The organism is Streptomyces sp. NPDC029122 (genome assembly GCF_055569445.1).
The window spans coordinates 277,261-292,761 of record NZ_JBVHWK010000003.1 but is presented as its reverse complement, the minus strand read 5'-3'; the positions used below and the strand labels follow the sequence as shown (position 1 = coordinate 292,761).

General features: G+C 73.9%; 14 protein-coding genes. 5 read left to right on the top strand and 9 right to left on the bottom strand.

All coding sequences use genetic code 11. From position 1 onward, the window contains the following. Positions 1-6: 6 nt before the first annotated feature. Together ACZ4WZ_RS05940 and ACZ4WZ_RS05935 are read right to left on the bottom strand one after the other, a co-directional pair. Entirely contained in the window at positions 7-1,749 is a 1,743-nt protein-coding gene (locus ACZ4WZ_RS05940) for a hypothetical protein (protein ID WP_467885586.1), read from the bottom strand. Between the two features lie 169 nt (positions 1,750-1,918). Further along, a complete protein-coding gene (locus ACZ4WZ_RS05935; RefSeq protein WP_467885583.1) occupies positions 1,919-2,140 on the bottom strand; it encodes a hypothetical protein in 222 nt (73 codons plus the stop codon). 247 nt (positions 2,141-2,387) lie between these two features. On the opposite strand from ACZ4WZ_RS05935, the gene ACZ4WZ_RS05930 reads away from it, so the two are divergent. Continuing rightward, the gene (locus ACZ4WZ_RS05930) at positions 2,388-3,590 is read left to right on the top strand and encodes a DUF1266 domain-containing protein (protein WP_467885580.1); all 1,203 of its coding nucleotides are present in this window, start codon (positions 2,388-2,390) and stop codon (positions 3,588-3,590) included. Positions 3,591-3,664: 74 nt separating this feature from the next. Beyond that, the gene (locus ACZ4WZ_RS05925) at positions 3,665-4,078 is read left to right on the top strand and encodes a PPOX class F420-dependent oxidoreductase (protein WP_467885579.1); all 414 of its coding nucleotides are present in this window, start codon (positions 3,665-3,667) and stop codon (positions 4,076-4,078) included. Positions 4,079-4,085: 7 nt separating this feature from the next. Here the strand turns inward: ACZ4WZ_RS05925 and ACZ4WZ_RS05920 are convergent, their stop codons facing one another. Beyond that, entirely contained in the window at positions 4,086-5,501 is a 1,416-nt protein-coding gene (locus ACZ4WZ_RS05920; RefSeq protein WP_467885576.1) for a DHA2 family efflux MFS transporter permease subunit, read from the bottom strand. A gap of 265 nt (positions 5,502-5,766) precedes the next feature. Here ACZ4WZ_RS05920 and ACZ4WZ_RS05915 point away from each other — a divergent pair, with 265 nt between their 5' ends. Beyond that, positions 5,767-6,453 carry a TetR/AcrR family transcriptional regulator gene (locus tag ACZ4WZ_RS05915; RefSeq protein WP_467885573.1) on the top strand — a complete coding sequence of 229 codons (687 nt, stop codon included), beginning with the start codon at positions 5,767-5,769 and terminating at the stop codon, positions 6,451-6,453. Between the two features lie 21 nt (positions 6,454-6,474). Here ACZ4WZ_RS05915 and ACZ4WZ_RS05910 read toward each other — a convergent pair whose 3' ends face one another. The 5 genes from ACZ4WZ_RS05910 to pdhA form a co-directional block, all read right to left on the bottom strand. Next, entirely contained in the window at positions 6,475-7,239 is a 765-nt protein-coding gene (locus ACZ4WZ_RS05910) for a hypothetical protein (protein WP_467885571.1), read from the bottom strand. Between the two features lie 17 nt (positions 7,240-7,256). Next, positions 7,257-8,195 (bottom strand): GNAT family N-acetyltransferase, encoded by a 939-nt coding sequence (locus ACZ4WZ_RS05905; protein ID WP_467885568.1) that lies wholly within the window; start codon positions 8,193-8,195, stop codon positions 7,257-7,259. Between the two features lie 181 nt (positions 8,196-8,376). Beyond that, positions 8,377-9,870: a dihydrolipoamide acetyltransferase family protein gene (locus ACZ4WZ_RS05900; RefSeq protein ID WP_467885564.1), complete on the bottom strand. Its 1,494-nt coding sequence runs from the start codon at positions 9,868-9,870 to the stop codon at positions 8,377-8,379. Positions 9,871-9,883: 13 nt separating this feature from the next. Then, on the bottom strand, positions 9,884-10,864 hold the full coding sequence (locus ACZ4WZ_RS05895; protein ID WP_467885561.1) for an alpha-ketoacid dehydrogenase subunit beta: 981 nt from the start codon (positions 10,862-10,864) through the stop codon (positions 9,884-9,886). Continuing rightward, positions 10,864-12,072, bottom strand: a complete 1,209-nt coding sequence (gene pdhA, locus ACZ4WZ_RS05890; RefSeq protein ID WP_467885559.1) for a pyruvate dehydrogenase (acetyl-transferring) E1 component subunit alpha — start codon at positions 12,070-12,072, stop codon at positions 10,864-10,866. The genes ACZ4WZ_RS05895 and pdhA overlap by 1 nt, the downstream gene beginning before the upstream one ends. A 325-nt stretch (positions 12,073-12,397) precedes the next feature. Here pdhA and ACZ4WZ_RS05885 point away from each other — a divergent pair, with 325 nt between their 5' ends. After that, positions 12,398-13,057 (top strand): response regulator, encoded by a 660-nt coding sequence (locus tag ACZ4WZ_RS05885; protein ID WP_467885556.1) that lies wholly within the window; start codon positions 12,398-12,400, stop codon positions 13,055-13,057. A 237-nt stretch (positions 13,058-13,294) separates the two neighbouring features. Then, a complete protein-coding gene (locus ACZ4WZ_RS05880) occupies positions 13,295-13,738 on the top strand; it encodes a pyridoxamine 5'-phosphate oxidase family protein (protein ID WP_467885555.1) in 444 nt (147 codons plus the stop codon). Positions 13,739-13,801: 63 nt separating this feature from the next. On the opposite strand, the gene ACZ4WZ_RS05875 is transcribed toward ACZ4WZ_RS05880, so the two are convergent. Next, complete coding sequence (locus ACZ4WZ_RS05875; RefSeq protein ID WP_467885552.1) at positions 13,802-15,418, bottom strand: protein kinase domain-containing protein; 1,617 nt, start codon at positions 15,416-15,418, stop codon at positions 13,802-13,804. Positions 15,419-15,501: the final 83 nt, after the last annotated feature.

Here is a 15,501-nt window from a genome sequence, read left to right as displayed (position 1 = left end):
AACTGCTCATATCTTCTGCGGCATGTGCGAGCCGCCACCTCCCCTCCCCTTGGGGTTGGGGGCGGTCCCCCCCCGCCCCCCCCCCCCCCCCCCCCCCCCCCCCAGCGCCGCGCGCAGCCCCTGCGGGGTCGCGGTGGTGACCACGGCCAGCAGGGCGCTCCGGGCCAGGCGGGCCGGGTCGTGGAGGGCCTCCAGCGCCTTGCGGACCTCGGCCGCGCACCACCGCAGGTCCGGCGGCACGGGCCCGGCCGGGCCGGTGGCGGCGACGCGGCCCAGCCATGCGGCCAGGCCTTCGGGTGTGGGGAACGCCAGCTCGTGGATCTCCGCGCTCGGCCCGCCGTCGGACGGTTCGTGGCGGGCCGTGCCGACGAAGCCGAAGCCGAGCCTGCGCACCAGCTGCTGGTAGTCCGGCGACGGCGTGGCCACCACCATCCGCCGCTGCCCGATGCCGTCGGCCAGGATCCGGCGCAGCAGTGCGGCGTGCGCGCCCGGGTGTCCGTCCTCGCACGCCGCCATCCCGATGAACGCCCCGCCGGCCCCGGCCGCCAGCCGGTCGGTGTGCTGGCGGGTCACCGCCTCGATCACGGCCAGGGTCCGGTCGGTGAGCAGCGGTGTGTAGCTCATGCCCACCGGCCGGTCGTCCGGGTCGCACACCACGCGGAACCCCTCGGGGGTGTGCCGGAGCCAGCCGTCGAGCAGCCGGCCGGTACGGGCGGTGCTGTGGCCGCCGCGGCGCGCCCACTGGTGGGCCAGCGCGGCGATCCACTCGTGGTCGCCGGGCCGGGCCTCTCGTACGGCCGGCACCTCCGGCGCGGGCGGGAACAGCGTGCTCCGGACGACCGGGTCGTCCGTCAGGTACAGCGAATGCACCGCGAGGGCCCGTCGGCGGCGGTCGTCGGCGGTGGCGTCCAGCAGGCGGAGGTTGCGGGAAGCGGCCCGCGTGATCGCGGCGCGGTGCGCGACCGGGCGGCGCCAGCGGTACCGGAGGTCGAGGAGGGTGCGGAACGGTTCGACCACCGTGGGCCCGCATTCGGTGACCGTGATCAGCGCGAGGTCGGTGAGCGCGGCGAACCAGTCCGGCCCGTCCGGTGGTTCGACCAGGCCGGCCAGCAGTTCCTCGTCCCCGCGGCCCACCGCGGCCAGCGCTTCGAGTACGTCGGACAGGTGCCGGTCCAGGGGGACGCCGGCCAGGATCTCGCGCAGCGCCCGGTCGGCGACGGCTCCCGGCACGTCCGGCGGTGTCGGCGCGAGCAGCGCGCGGCTGAGCCCGCCGGCGACCAGGGGCAGCCCCCCGGCCAGGGCGACCACCAGGTCGAGCCCGGCGGTGACGCCGAGCGCGACGGCCAGGTCGCGGACCTCCCCGTCCGTCCACCGCGGGACCACGACCGTCGACGTACCGGGTAACGGATGTCTGCTGGCGAGCACGACGTGCACCCCGGGCCCAGCCCGGCGGAGCTCGTCGCGCAGGACGCCCCCGAAGCCGGGCGCGTCGGCGTCGTCCACGTGCACGACGGGCCGGGCGCTGCCGGATGCCTCGCGCAGGGCGGCCCTCAGGTCGTCCCGCCGGGCGCTGACGACCGGCAGCCCGTCCGCGAGTCCGGCCAGCAGGGTGCTCTTCCCGGATCCGAAGGGTCCGACGAGGTCGACCACGACGCCCTGCCCCGCCCCCGCGAGGAGCGCCGCCACCGCGTCCCTGACGGCCGCTTGCCCTGCGTTGGCTAACGCGGGCTCGGCTGGTGCTCTTTCCATGTGCTGGCCCCCGCCCCTCGGTCACCGGCTCGGCACGGACCTGTGGAGCACGGTCCGGCCTGACGATGATAGGAGCGGGGCAGCTGCGGACGAGGGTGTTCCGGCTGCTCCGGGAGGCCTTGGGCCGTGTCGGCCCGGGCCTCCCGGAGCGGTCCCTCACCCCCGGACGTCACTCACCGCAGATGTAGACGTGCACCACCGTGCCGTCGGAGTACCGGATCCACCCGGCGTACCGGCAGTCGGCGGCCTGGGCCCCCTGGGCGGTGGCCCCGTCGGCCGCCAGTACGACCTTCGCCGACGTCCCGGCCGGCGTGGGCGCCGCCGAAGCCGGAACCGCGGCGAACATCAGCGCGCCCAGGCCGACTGCTCCCCCGAGCAGGGCGGTACGCATGCGTCGCATCATGTCTTCCCCTCACTATCCCCGACACCCTCGCGGGTGGGCCTCTGCCCCCTTGCGTTCAGAGGCGGACTCCACCGACGTTACGAGCGGGAAGGCCGCCCGGAGTCTCACGGACGTCTCAAAGGGAGGGGGCCCGAACGCCCGGGCCGTAGCCGCCGGTTCCCCGCACCCTCCTCCGGCCGCACACCGGTTCCGTGCGGGCCGAAGGGGGCTCCCGGGGCCCGTATAGGGTCCCCGTATGGATGGCTGGACGGCGCCGAGTGCGATCGAGAGGGAGCTGTACGAGGCGAAGCGGCGCGGCGACTGGTCCGCGTACCTGGACGCCCTCGCCCGCGCCGAGCTGTTCCTGCCCCAGCCCAGGGCCCAGGTCGACGCCGATCCGCGGGCGGCCCGGTTCCACCCCGGCCCGGCCGGGCTCGCCGTGTACACCCGGGGCGTGCTCCCCGTCCCCGACGCGGACACCGTGTTCCTGCGCCAGAGCCTCGCCTGGTTCGCGAACGCCTGGGACCACCGGGACCCCGCCCACCTCGCCGTGAACCCGGGAACGCCCGCCGAGGCGTACCTGACCACCACCCCCGCCGACCGGGCCCGCTGGCGCGCGCACTGGGACGCCGCGGCCACCTGGGGCCTCACCCCCGGCACCCTGCACGCCCTCCACACCGGCGGACCGCTGCACGGTCCCGTCGCGCACGGGCTGGCCGTCGGGGCCCACCTCGCCGTGTCCAACGGCGAGTTCTGGAACGCCCTGGCCCACCACGGCAACGGCTACACCCACGAGCGCGAACGCCTGCGCAAGGCGTGGGGCGTCACCGGCACCGCCGGCTGGCTGGAGGTGCTCCAGCGGATGCTGAACGCCGAGATCGTCAGCCCGGTCTGGGAGTACGCGCTGCGCGTGCGCCGCCTGCTCGCCTCCGACTTCGCCGGCCCCCTCGACGTCGAGCACTGGCGCCACGCCGCCGAGGCGAGCCTGCGGCGCGGCGCCGAGATCGCCGCGGAGCCGCAGCTCACCCCCGACGGGGTGACGGTCGCCGCCCCCCGCCCCGTCGCGGAGGTCGAGGGGGAGATCGCAGGCGTGCGGCGGCTCATCGGCCGGATAGCCCGCTACGAGCAGCGTTTCCGGGCCGACGGGCTGCTCCCCGAGGACGGCTGGGTGCGCTCGGTGCACGCCTGGGACCACGGCCGGGCCTCCCAGATGGCCCGCTGGGGCGTCGCCACCCGCTACGGCACCCTGGAGGACGCCGAACGCGCGGTGCTCCGGGCGGGCGCGGCCGCCCGGGGCGCGTACCGCTCGTGGGAGGAGTTCTCCGCCGGGTACGCGCTGGGGCGCTGCCTGCACTTCGACGAGGAGGAGTTCGGGCGCTGGTACGGCTCCTCGCTCGCCACCCACCTCACCCTGACCACCGATCCGGCGAGCCCGTACCGCAACATCCCCTGGGACTGACCGACCTCGGGTAGTAGCCGGGGCCCGCCGCAAGGCCGTCGAGACCGGACCGGCCCCCAACTACCCTCGTCCGCATGACCATTGCCCTGAACGACGCCGTACGCCGGCTCCTCGACGCCCCCCACCCCGCGGTCCTCTCCACCCTCAACCCGGACGGCAGCCCGCAGAGTTCGGTGGTGTGGGTCTCCCGGGAGGGTGACGACCTGCTCGTCTCCACCGAGCGCGGCCGCCGCAAGGAGCGGAACATCGCCCGCGACGCGCGGGTCGGCCTCACCGTCTTCGACCTCGCCAACCCGTACCTGTACGCGGAGATACGCGGCACCGCCACCCTCACCGAGGACACCGGCCGGACGGTCGCCGTCCGCATCGCCGAGGAGTACTTGGGCCCGGGCGGTGGCAAGGAGTACCAGGACGCCTCCGACGGAGCCGTACGCGTCGTCGTGCGCATCACCCCGTCCAAGGTGCTCGGCAACGCCGCGAAGGCCTGAGGCCGGCCTACGCCCGCCGGCCCGGCAGTCGCAGCGCCGGGATCACGGACAGCGCCAGCAGCACCGCCGCGGCTCCGTACGCGAGACGGAAGCCGGACGGGCCCGGGCCCGTTCCGCCGAGGAGGACGGAGAGCAGGGCCGTCCCCACGGAGGCCCACAGCTGGGAGTTGATGCTCAGGGCGGTGCTCGCCGCGGCCATCCGCTCGCCGGGCAGGTCACGGCTCGCGGTGGTCATCGCCGGCATCAGCACCATGCCGGAGCCGACGCCCATGACAACCGCCGCGCCGACCACCTGCCAGACCGGCGCCCCGGGGGTGCCGGTCAGCAGGGCCGACGCCAGCATGCCGAGGGCCCCCACCACCGCGCCGGCGGCGATCAGGCCGCGCGGCGAGACCTTGTCGACGCGCCGCGAGGCGATCTGCATGACCAGGCCGACGGCGAGCCCGACGGGGGCGACGAGCAGCCCGGCCGCGCCGGCGCTCATGCCGCGCGCCTGCTGCCAGTACATCGGGGCCAGCAGCATCGACCCGAAGTAGCCGCAGGTGAAGAGGGCGAGGGTGGTGATCCCGGCGGCGAAGGTGCGGTCGCGCAGCAGCCGCAGGTCCAGCAGCGGCTCGCGGACCCTGAGGGCACGCCGCACGAAGCCCGCGGCGAGGGCCGCGCCGGCGAGGGTGGGCAGCAGCACGCCGGGGGCGGTGAAGTCGCCGCCCTCGCCGCCCCGGGACAGCCCGAACAGCAGCAGGGCCAGGCCCGGGGAGAGCATCAGCAGCCCGGCGGCGTCCAGCCGGGGCGCCGACGCCGGGTCGGCGGGGCCGTCGGGCCGCAGGAGTTTCGCCGCGAGCAGCAGGGCGGCCGCTCCGACGGGCAGGTTGATCAGGAAGATCCACTGCCAGGGGGCGGAGTCGATCAGCCGGCCGCCGATCACGGGGCCGGCGACCGGCCCGACGAGGATCGGCAGCCCGAGCAGGGCCATCGCCCGTCCCAGCCGGGCCCGGTCGGCGGTCCGCATGACCATGGTCATGCCGACGGGCATCAGCAGTCCGCCGCCGAGCCCCTGGAGGGCGCGGAAGGCGATCAGGCTGCCCGCGCTCCACGCGCAGGCGGCGAGCAGGGAGCCCAGGGTGAAGAGGACGAGGGCGGTCAGGTAGGTGCGCTTGGCGCCGATCCGGCCCATGGCCCAGGCCGCGGCCGGTATGACGGCGGCCAGCGCGAGGGTGTAGGCGGTGGCGGTCCACTGGATGGTCTCCAGCGGGGCGTGGAAGGCCTCGGAGAGCCGGCCGAGGGCCACGTTGACGATGGTCATGTCGAGGACCGCCATCACCGAGCCGGTGATGACGACGGCGACGGTCTTCCCTAACGGCCCCGATCCGGTGGACGGGGCTTCGGGGCGGGCGGTGGAAGCGGAGGCGGGTGCTGCGGTCATGGCGTCCAGCTCCCTCAGGCCTCGTGGGGCCGCGTGGCGCGTGCCGTCCGCGGGGCACGTCCGCGCCGGTCCGGACGTCCGGGCGGGCTCCCGGCGGGGCTCTGGGTGACGGCCGCGCGCAGCGGCTCGTCCGGGACTGTTTCGGCGGCAGACATGATGATCTCCCTTGGACAGCGGAGCGCCGCCCGGTGCGGCCTCCACCCCGGTAAACTACAACGCGCGTTGTAAAAACTGCAACGATCGTTGTAAAACGAAGGAGGCAGGCGTGGCCGCCAGCAACGGCACCCGGACAGAAGACGTACAGCGCGACGTCCCGCCGCGAAAGCTCGCGAAGCGGATCGCCCTGGCGAAAGCGGCCTGCCCCCTCTTCGGCCGCGAGGGGTACGCACGCGCCTCCGTCGACGCGCTCGCCGAGGCCGCCGGCGTCTCCACCCGGACCCTCTACAACCACTTCCCCGGAGGCAAGGCGGAGCTCTTCGCCACCGTCGTCACGTGGACTTCGGGCGAGGTCCGCGACGCCCACACCGCGAAGGTGCGCGCCCTGCTCGACCCCGCACGGCCGCCCCACCCGGACAACCTGGAACGCGATCTGACGGCCCTCGCCCGCGCCCTGGTCCGCACGATGTTCGAGCACTCCGACCACTTCGCGCTGGTCCGGCACATCCACGCCGAGGTCAACCACGTACCCGCCGAGGTGCTGGAGGCGTGGAAGGACGCCGGACCGCGCCCGGTCGCCCGCGCCCTCGCCGAGGCCATGGAGGGCCTCGCCGCCGCCGGGCTGATCGACGTGCGCGGCGACGCCGAACTGACGGGCACCCACTTCACGGCGCTGTCCGCGCAGCAGATCGTGCAGGAGTCCCACTACGGCCTCCTGCCCTTGTCCGAGGAGGAGACCGACCGGCTGCTGACCGGCGGGGTCTCGGCCTTCCTGCGCGCCTACCGGGCCGGATGACGACCCCCGCCCGGACCGGGTCTAGGGCAGGACTGGACGGACCCGCGACCAGGCGTCCAGCGCCACCGCCGACGGATCGCCGTCCACCAGGTACGGCCGGGCGGCGCCCGTCCACCGCAGCAGGATCTTGAGGTGGCGCAGGTGCACGATCTCCGCGCGCGGCAGCTCGCGCCAGACGCGCGCCCGCGCGGCCGCCTCCGCCGGAGTGAGGTCGACGAGCGCGAGCGACTCCCGGCACACCGCGGCCGGGTCGCCGCCCGGCCCGGGCCCGAACTCCCGGAGCAGGTAACCGCGTACGAAGGCCAGCTCGATCCCCCGGACCAGATCGGACGCGCCCTCCGCCGCCGCGCAGCGGTACGCCGCCGCCTGCGCCACCCGGCCCCAGCGCAGCCGCGTCGCGTCCGGCAGCAGCGCGTCCTGCATCCCGCCCACCGCGAGGCCGCGCAGGGTCCGCGGGCGCGGCTCGTCCGTCAGCGGCGGCCCGGTGGCCAGCCAGGCCTCCAGCTCCGCCAGGCCGTGCCCGTCGGGCGGTACGCAGGTCAGCACCTGGCCGCGGCTCAGCAGCGCGACGACGGCGCCCGCGAGGCGGACCCGAGCGGTGTGCCCGGCGTCGAAGGAGCCGACGTCGCGCCCGTACCGCTCTATCGCGCGCAGCCAGACCCGCGACTCCCCGGCCGCGTAGACCTGTCCGGCCCGCGCCACCCCGCCGACGCACCGCACGAGGCACACCCCACCGGTGACGTCGGCCTCCTCCACGTCGTACACCTGCAACTCGGCGATCGGCATCCGGGGAGGCTACCGCCTCAGTTCCCGGGCGGGGCCTCCAGGACGAGACGGATCTCGGTGACCTCGTAGCCGGCCCGGTCGAAGGCCGCGGCCATCGGGAGGTTGACGGTGTCGGTGGTCGCCGTGACGCGCTCGGCGCCCTCGGAGGCGTGGAAGCGGGTGATCTCGGCGAGGACCTCGTCGATCAGGCCCTTCCCGCGCTGCTCGGGGACGACGCCCAGGTAGCCGACGTTGCGGTGGTAGGGGGTCGCGGAGGGCAGGGCCATCCCGGCGAGGGTGCCGTCGGGGAGGTGGGCCAGGCGCCACCAGGAGCGCTCGCCGGGGCAGTCGCGGTAGAACTCGAAGTCCTCGCGGGCCAGTTCCTCCTCGCTCATGCTGTCGAGTTCGTGCCGGGTGGCCAGGTCGAGGCTGCCGCGCGAGAGCCGGGCGAAGACGTCGAGGAACTCCTCGTCGGCGCCCTCCCGGAAGACGAGCCCGCCCGTCGGCTCCGCCGTTCCGGCGGCCGGGGTCCACTCGTAGCGCAGCCGCTCGATCTCCCGCGTCAGTCCGGCCCGGTACGCGGCCTCCTGCCGCCATGCCACCGCCCCGGCCAGGCCGGGGTCGGCGCGCCAGTCGCGCGGCAGGGAGAGGTTGTAGCCCGGGCGCTTGCCGAAGGCGGTGTGACCGGCCTCCAGCAGCGCGGCGGCCAGGGCGGCCGGGTCGGCGACCGTGCCGGCGACCTGGAGGCAGTCGAGGGCGACGGGCCGCTCGCTGTCGGCGCGCCCCCACCACAGGGCGCGGGCCAGCACCCGGCCGTCCGCGTCCTCGGCGAACCAGGTCCACTCGGGACGCATCCGGTTCGCCGCGAACTCCTCGCGGATCCGGTCGGGGGTGAGGGCGGCGACGGGGCCGTCGGCCGGGTGGGCCAGGGCGCGGTCGAGGTCTGCGGGGTCTGCTGCGGCAGCGCGGAATCTCATCAGCCAGATGATCACACCGGCAGGTGGCGTTGGCCAGGGGTTTCCCGCCCGCCGGGGGCCCGACGCCGACGGCCGGTCCCCCGGGGAGGGGACCGGCCGTCGGCGGGTGCCGGCGCGTGCGCCACGGGCGGGCGGCACGGGCCGCGACCGGGCCGGACCGCTCACGGCCCGGTCGTGTGCGCTACGACCAGGTGATCAGCCGGCGCGGATGTTCCAGGACCGCCGCGATGTCGGCGAGGAACTTGGAGCCGAGCTCGCCGTCGATGAGCCGGTGGTCGAACGACAGCGCCAGGGTGGTGACCTGACGCGGCTTCACCTTGCCCTTGTGGACCCACGGCTGGAGCTTGATCGCGCCGACCGCGAGGATCGCGGACTCGCCGGGGTTCAGGATGGGCGTACCGGTGTCGACGCCGAAGACGCCGACGTTGGTGATGGTGAGGGTGCCGTTCTGCATGTCGGCCGGGGAGGTCTTGCCCTCGCGGGCCGTGGCGACCAGTTCCGACAGGCCCGTCGACAGCTCCGCCAGGCTCTTGGCGTGGGCGTCCTTGATGTTCGGGACGATCAGGCCGCGCGGGGTGGCCGCCGCGATCCCCAGGTTGACGTAGTGCTTGAGCACGATCTCCTGGGCCGCCTCGTCCCAGGAGGCGTTGACCTCCGGGTTGCGGCGGACGGCGATGAGGACGGCCTTGGCGATCAGGAGCAGCGGGTTGATCCGCAGACCGGAGAGGTCCGGGTCCTCCTTCAGCTCCTGGACCAGCTTCATCGTGCGGGTCACGTCGAGGGTGATGAACTCCGTGACGTGCGGCGCGGTGAAGGCGGAGGCGACCATGGCCTGGGCGGTGACCTTGCGGACGCCCTTGACCGGGATACGGGTCTCCCGTGCTCCCGCCTCGAACGCCGGCGCCTGCGCCGTCCCGGCCGTGGCCGGAGCCGGTGCGGAGGCCGCCGCCGGCGCTGCCGCCGGGGCCGTCACCGGGGCCGCCGCCTGCGGGGCGAGCGCGGCCGCCGCGGCGGCGTGCACGTCCTCCCGCGTCACGACCCCGCCGTCGCCGGTGGGGACCACCGCGGCCAGGTCGATGCCGAGGTCCTTGGCGAGCTTGCGCACGGGCGGCTTGGCCAGCGGACGCTCCGCCGACGGCAGCGCGGTGCCGTTCTGCGGGGCGGCGGCCGGGGCCTGGGCGGCGGCGGGGGCCGGCTGCGCCGGAACCACGGCCGGAGCGGCGGCGGGCGCTGCGGGCGCGGCCGTGCCGTTCTGCCCCGCGACGGCGGCCGCGGGGGCCTTGCGCGGGCGGCGCTTGGTCGAGGCCTGGGAGACCCCGTAGCCGACCAGCACGGGCTGGCGGGCCGCGGCCGCCGGCTCCTCGGCGGCCTCCGGGGCCGCCGGGGCGGCAGCGGCTGCCGCCGCCGGGGCCTCGGCCACGGCGCCCGCCGGGTCACCGGTCTCGACGGAGATGATGACCTGGCCGACGTCGACGGTCACGCCCTCCTCGAAGAGCAGCGCGTGCACCACCCCGTCGAAGGGGATCGGCAGCTCCACGGCCGCCTTCGCCGTCTCCACCTCGCAGACGACCTGCCCGTCGGTGACCGTGTCACCCGGCTGGACGTACCACTTGAGGATCTCGGCCTCGGTGAGGCCCTCGCCCACGTCGGGCATCTTGAATTCGCGGATCGTCATGGCGGGGCTCTCCTCAGTACGCCAGCGAGCGGTCGACGGCGTCGAGCACCCTGTCCAGGCCCGGCAGGTACTCGTCCTCCAGGCGGGCCGGCGGGTACGGGGCGTGGAAACCGCCCACGCGCAGCACCGGGGCCTCCAGGTGGTAGAAGCACTGCTCCGTGATGCGGGCGGCGATCTCGGAGCCCATGCCCAGGAAGGTCGGCGCCTCGTGGACGACCACGAGCCGGCGGGTCCGCTCCACCGACGCCTGGAGTCCGTCGAAGTCGACGGGCGACATCGAGCGCAGGTCCACGACCTCCACCGACTTGCCCTCCTCGGCGGCCGCGGCGGCGGCCTCCAGGCAGACCTTCACCATCGGGCCGTACGCGGCCAGGGTGAGGTCGGTGCCGGAGCGGGCGACGCGCGCCTTGTGCAGCTCGCCGGGGATGGCCTCGGTGTCGACCTCGCCCTTGTCCCAGTAGCGGCGCTTCGGCTCGAAGAAGATCACCGGGTCGTCGCTGAGGATCGCCTGCTGGAGCATCCAGTACGCGTCGCTCGCGTTCGACGGCGAGACCACCTTCAGGCCCGGGACGTGCGCGAAGAGCGCCTCCGGGGACTCGCTGTGGTGCTCGACGGCGCCGATGCCGCCGGCGTACGGGATGCGCACGACGACCGGCAGCTTGATCTTGCCGAGCGCGCGGGCGTGCATCTTCGCGAGCTGCGTGACGATCTGGTCGTACGCGGGGAAGACGAAACCGTCGAACTGGATCTCCACGACCGGCCGGTAGCCGCGCAGGGCCAGGCCGATGGCGGTGCCGACGATGCCGGACTCGGCGAGCGGGGTGTCGATGACCCGCTCCTCGCCGAAGTCCTTCTGGAGCCCGTCGGTGATGCGGAAGACACCGCCCAGCTTGCCGACGTCCTCGCCCATGACCAGGACCTTCGGGTCCGTCTCCATGGCCTTGCGCAGGGACTCGTTGAGCGCCTTCGCGATCGACATCTTCTCGACAGCCATCAGTGACCCTCCTCGAAGGACGCGAGGTAGGCGGCGAACTGGGCGCGCTCCTCGTCGACGAGCGCGTGCCCGTCCGCGTAGACGTTCTCGAAGATCGCCATCGTGTCGGGGTCGGGCATGGCGCGCACGACCTCGCGCACCCGCTTGCCGAGGGCCTCGCTCTCGGCCTCCAGCTCCTCGAAGAACGCCTCGTCGGCACCCCCGGAAGCCAGCAGGTGGGTCTTCAGGCGCAGGATCGGGTCCTTCGCCTCCCAGGCCGCCGTCTCCTCGTCGAGCCGGTACTTGGTCGGGTCGTCGGAGGTGGTGTGGGCGCCCATGCGGTACGTGAACGCCTCGACCAGGGTCGGGCCCTCGCCGCGGCGGGCGCGGTCCAGCGCCCAGCGGGTGACCGCCAGGCAGGCCAGTACGTCGTTGCCGTCGACGCGGACGCCGGGGAAGCCGAAGCCCTGCGCGCGCTGGTAGAGCGGCACGCGCATCTGACGCTCGGTCGGCTCGGAGATCGCCCACTGGTTGTTCTGGCAGAAGAACACCACGGGGGAGTTGTAGACGGCCGAGAAGGTGAAGGCCTCGGCCACGTCGCCCTGGCTGGACGCGCCGTCGCCGAAGTACGCGATGACCGCCGAGTCGGCGCCGTCCTTGGCCACGCCCATCGCGTAGCCGGTGGCGTGCAGCGTCTGCGAGCCGATGACGATCGTGTACAGGTGGAAGTTGTTGGTGTTCGGGTCCCACCCGCCGTGGTTCACACCGCGGAACATGCCGAGCAGGTTCGTCGGGTCGACGCCACGGCACCACGCCACGCCGTGCTCCCGGTAGGTCGGGAAGACGTAGTCGTCGTCGCGCAGCGCCCGGCCGGAGCCGATCTGCGCGGCCTCCTGGCCCAGCAGCGAGGCCCACAGGCCCAGCTCGCCCTGGCGCTGGAGGGCGGTCGCCTCGCCGTCGAAGCGGCGGGTGAGGACCATGTCGCGGTACAGCGCCCGCAGGTCCTCGGTGGTGATGTCCGCGACGAAGGGGGCGAACTCGGCGATGTCGGGGTTGCCCTCGACCTCGACCCGTTCACCCTCGGGCGTCAGCAGTTGTACGAGCTGAGGCTCGGCGTCGTGCGGCTGTGCGGTGGCAGCGGCGGTCTTGCCGGCGCTCGCCGCGCCGGCCGCCCGCTTGGTGCCGCTGCTGCGTCGCGGCTTGCGCGCGGCAGTGCTCTCCACGGTCACGTGTGCTCCTCCGTCGGTCCGGCACCCGGGTTCTCCGGGGACCAGTGCGGCTCACCTGTATCCGTACCCGCACACGGGGTGGGTGCACGGAATGTGACGGATTCAGGCGTGACAGGTGCCCCGGCGAGTGCCCTGCGCACAGCACGTTACCCAGTGCGACGCATAACTGCGAAACCCCGTTTGACCTGCGATTTTGCTTGGATATCCAAGTAAATCGGCCGCCTGGGGAACATCCACTGGTCACAGCCTTGCAGGGGGCCGGAACAACGGCACGTTATCCCGGGTAACCCCGCCAGGGAAGAGGTGAGTGTGTGAAGATGACTTCGTGCGCGAAGACGGAAAAATCAAGGTATTTCTCCTGGACGACCACGAAGTGGTACGTCGGGGCGTTCATGAGCTTTTGTCGGTCGAAGAGGACATCGAGATCGTCGGTGAGGCCGGCACCGCCGCCGACGCGCTGGTCCGCATCCCCGCCACCCGCCCCGACGTCGCCGTCCTCGACGTACGCCTCCCGGACGGCAGCGGGGTCGAGGTCTGCCGCGAGGTGCGCTCGCAGGACGAGGGCGTCAAGTGCCTGATGCTCACCTCCTTCGCCGACGACGAGGCGCTCTTCGACGCGATCATGGCGGGCGCCTCCGGCTACGTCCTCAAGGCGATCCGCGGGAACGAGCTGCTCAGCGCGGTGCGCGACGTGGCGGCCGGCAGGTCGCTGCTGGACCCCGTGGCCACCGCGCGCGTGCTGGAGCGGCTGCGCGACGGCAAGAACGGCAAGGGTGACGACCGGCTCTCCAACCTCACCGAGCAGGAGCGCAAGATCCTCGACCTGATCGGCGAGGGCCTGACCAACCGGGTCATCGGGGAGCGGCTGCACCTGGCCGAGAAGACCATCAAGAACTACGTCTCCAGCCTGCTGTCCAAGCTCGGCATGGAGCGCCGCTCGCAGGCCGCCGCGTACGTGGCCCGCCTCCAGGCGGAGCGGCGCTAGCGCGGACCTCGGGCCGGCCCGGCGCCGGCCGGCACGGCGGTGCGTCCCCGCGCGACCCCGCTCGACCCCGCCTGCACCGCTCGTCGAACGGTTCCCGAGCGCGCCGCCCCGCGGCCGTGCCGTGGCGTCCGCGCCCCGGTGGATGGGGGTGGATGGTGCGATTCGGGACCAACGTCCTCGATCATCGGGGGCGGGATCCTCTTTCCGGGCGCTCCGCCGGTGCCCGACAGTGACTTCATGTCCCCAGAGGAACTCCACGCCATCGAACTGCTGCGCCGCGTGCCGTACGGCCGGGTCGCCACGAGCATGCGCGCCCTCCCCTTCCTCGCCGTCGCCCGCCACATCGTGGTGGAGGGCAGGGTCGTGCTGAGAATGCACGCCGGTTTCGGCTACCACCAGGCGTGCGCCGGCAGTGTCGTCGCCTATGGGGCGGACAACTTCCATTCCGGCGAGGCCGCGCTGTGGACGGTGCAGTTCACCGGTACGGCGCAACTCGTCGAGCCGTCCACCGCGGAACTGCGGCTATTCGGACCGGCTCCGCATTTCGTGGACGGGGAGGTCTTCGACCCCGTCCACATGCGCATCGAACCCCAGCTCGTATCCGTGCACACCCTGACCGGAAACCCGGCCCCGGAAAGCCGCGCCGGCTCTCCGGACCGGCCGTACCAGCACGCCTCGTGACTGCCCGCACCTAAGGAAAGGGCCCGGCGGAATTCCTTCCTCCGGGCCCTTTTCCCCGCGCTGTCATTCCTCGCTGGCGGGACTTCCGCCGCCGCCCGTGGGCGGCGTCGGCTTGGTGGGCGGGTCCGTCGGGGGCGAGGGCTTCGTGGTCGGATCCACCGGCGGTGTCGTCTTCGGCGTCGACGACGCGGTGCTCGGCGCCGACGGGGTGTTGCTCGGCGTGTACTTGCTGCGGCTCGGGGCCGGCTGGTAGGTCTCGTCGGTGTGCGAGCGGCCGGTCTCCGCGCTCGGGGTGGCCGACGGGGTCTGCTCCGTGCTGCCGCCGCTGCTCTGCGAGGCGCCGGGCGTGCTCACGGTGGTCTTCGGCTTGTTGCCGCCGCCACCGCCGCCGCCGCCGAGACCGCCGCTCTTGATGGCGTACGCGACCCCGCCGGCGATGGCGAGGACCGCGAGCACCGCGAAGAGCCACGCCTTCCACGCGCCGCCGCGCCGGCGGTCGTCGTAGCCGTCGTAACCGTCGTAGCCGCCGCGACCGCCCTGGCCGCCGCCGTGGCCCCGGTTGCCGCCGCCGGGGAACGCCGTGCCGTCGTCCGGGTTCAGCGGGGGGACCATCGGCTGCTGGAACTGCGAGGTCGTGGCGTGCGCGGGGTACTGCTGGCGCGGGCCGCCGTTCGCGGGCCCCATCGCCGAGGCGGGCGCGCCGCCCGGCTGGCCGTGCGGGAGCGCCATGGTGACGGGGCCGGTGTTCCAGGTGCCGGTGTTGGCCCCCTGGTCCTGGAGCATCTGGAGCGCGTACTGGACGAGCCCCCGCATCTCCTCGGCGCTCTGGAACCGGTCGTCCGGGTCCTTGGCCAGCGACCGCATGACCAGGCCGTCGAGTTCCTGCGGGATGGAGCCGCCCTCGGGCAGCTGCGAGGGCGGCACCGGCGCGTCCTGGACGTGCTGGTAGACCACCGACAGGGGGGTCTCGCCGGTGAAGGGGGGCCGCAGCGCGAGGAGTTCGTAGAGCAGGCAGCCGGTGGCGTACAGGTCGGAGCGGTGGTCCACGGCCTTGCCGAGGGCCTGCTCGGGCGACAGGTACTGCGGGGTGCCCATGACCATGCCGGTCTGGGTCATCGTCGACTGCGCGCCGTGCAGGGCGCGGGCGATGCCGAAGTCCATCACCTTCACCGCGCCGGTGTCGGTGATGATGACGTTGGCGGGCTTGATGTCGCGGTGCACGATGCCGTGCTGGTGCGAGTACGCGAGCGCTTCGAGCACCCCGGAGACGATGATGAGCGCCTGCTCCGGGCCCGGGGCCTCGGCGCTGATCAGCAGGTCGCGGATGGTGCGGCCCTCGACGAGCTCCATCACGATGTACGGGACCACGTTCGGACCGACCCGGTCCTCGCCCGAGTCGTACACGGCGACGACGGCGTGGTGGTTGAGGCCGGCGACCGACTGCGCCTCACGGGTGAAGCGGGCCTTGGACACCGGGTCCTCGGCCAGGTCGGCGCGGAGCAGCTTGACGGCCACGGTGCGTCCCAGCCGTACGTCCTCGGCCGCGAACACCTCCGCCATGCCGCCGCGGCCCAGGCGGTGGGTCAGCCGGTAACGGCCGTCCCCCACCAGACCGCCCGCGCCCCAGTGCTCAGGACCGTCGGCCATCCCGGCGCCGTTTCCCTCGGGTTCGGGTGCCATCAGTCCTCGCCGTCGTCTCTCTCGTCCGCTCTAGCGGTGGGTCCCATCGGGTGCTCCGATGAACGCTACAGCCTCCGAACCGG

Bases quoted from the DNA above. Each gene is read 5' to 3' on its own strand.
- ACZ4WZ_RS05895 (WP_467885561.1), bottom strand. From the start codon at position 10,864: ATGGCTGTCGAGAAGATGTCGATCGCGAAGGCGCTCAACGAGTCCCTG.
- ACZ4WZ_RS05910 (WP_467885571.1), bottom strand. From the start codon at position 7,239: ATGCCGATCGCCGAGTTGCAGGTGTACGACGTGGAGGAGGCCGACGTC.
- ACZ4WZ_RS05930 (WP_467885580.1), top strand. From the start codon at position 2,388: ATGGATGGCTGGACGGCGCCGAGTGCGATCGAGAGGGAGCTGTACGAG.
- ACZ4WZ_RS05935 (WP_467885583.1), bottom strand. From the start codon at position 2,140: ATGCGTACCGCCCTGCTCGGGGGAGCAGTCGGCCTGGGCGCGCTGATG.
- ACZ4WZ_RS05905 (WP_467885568.1), bottom strand. From the start codon at position 8,195: ATGAGATTCCGCGCTGCCGCAGCAGACCCCGCAGACCTCGACCGCGCC.
- ACZ4WZ_RS05940 (WP_467885586.1), bottom strand. From the start codon at position 1,749: ATGGAAAGAGCACCAGCCGAGCCCGCGTTAGCCAACGCAGGGCAAGCG.
- ACZ4WZ_RS05880 (WP_467885555.1), top strand. From the start codon at position 13,295: ATGTCCCCAGAGGAACTCCACGCCATCGAACTGCTGCGCCGCGTGCCG.
- ACZ4WZ_RS05900 (WP_467885564.1), bottom strand. From the start codon at position 9,870: ATGACGATCCGCGAATTCAAGATGCCCGACGTGGGCGAGGGCCTCACC.
- ACZ4WZ_RS05920 (WP_467885576.1), bottom strand. From the start codon at position 5,501: ATGACCGCAGCACCCGCCTCCGCTTCCACCGCCCGCCCCGAAGCCCCG.
- ACZ4WZ_RS05925 (WP_467885579.1), top strand. From the start codon at position 3,665: ATGACCATTGCCCTGAACGACGCCGTACGCCGGCTCCTCGACGCCCCC.
- ACZ4WZ_RS05875 (WP_467885552.1), bottom strand. From the start codon at position 15,418: ATGGCACCCGAACCCGAGGGAAACGGCGCCGGGATGGCCGACGGTCCT.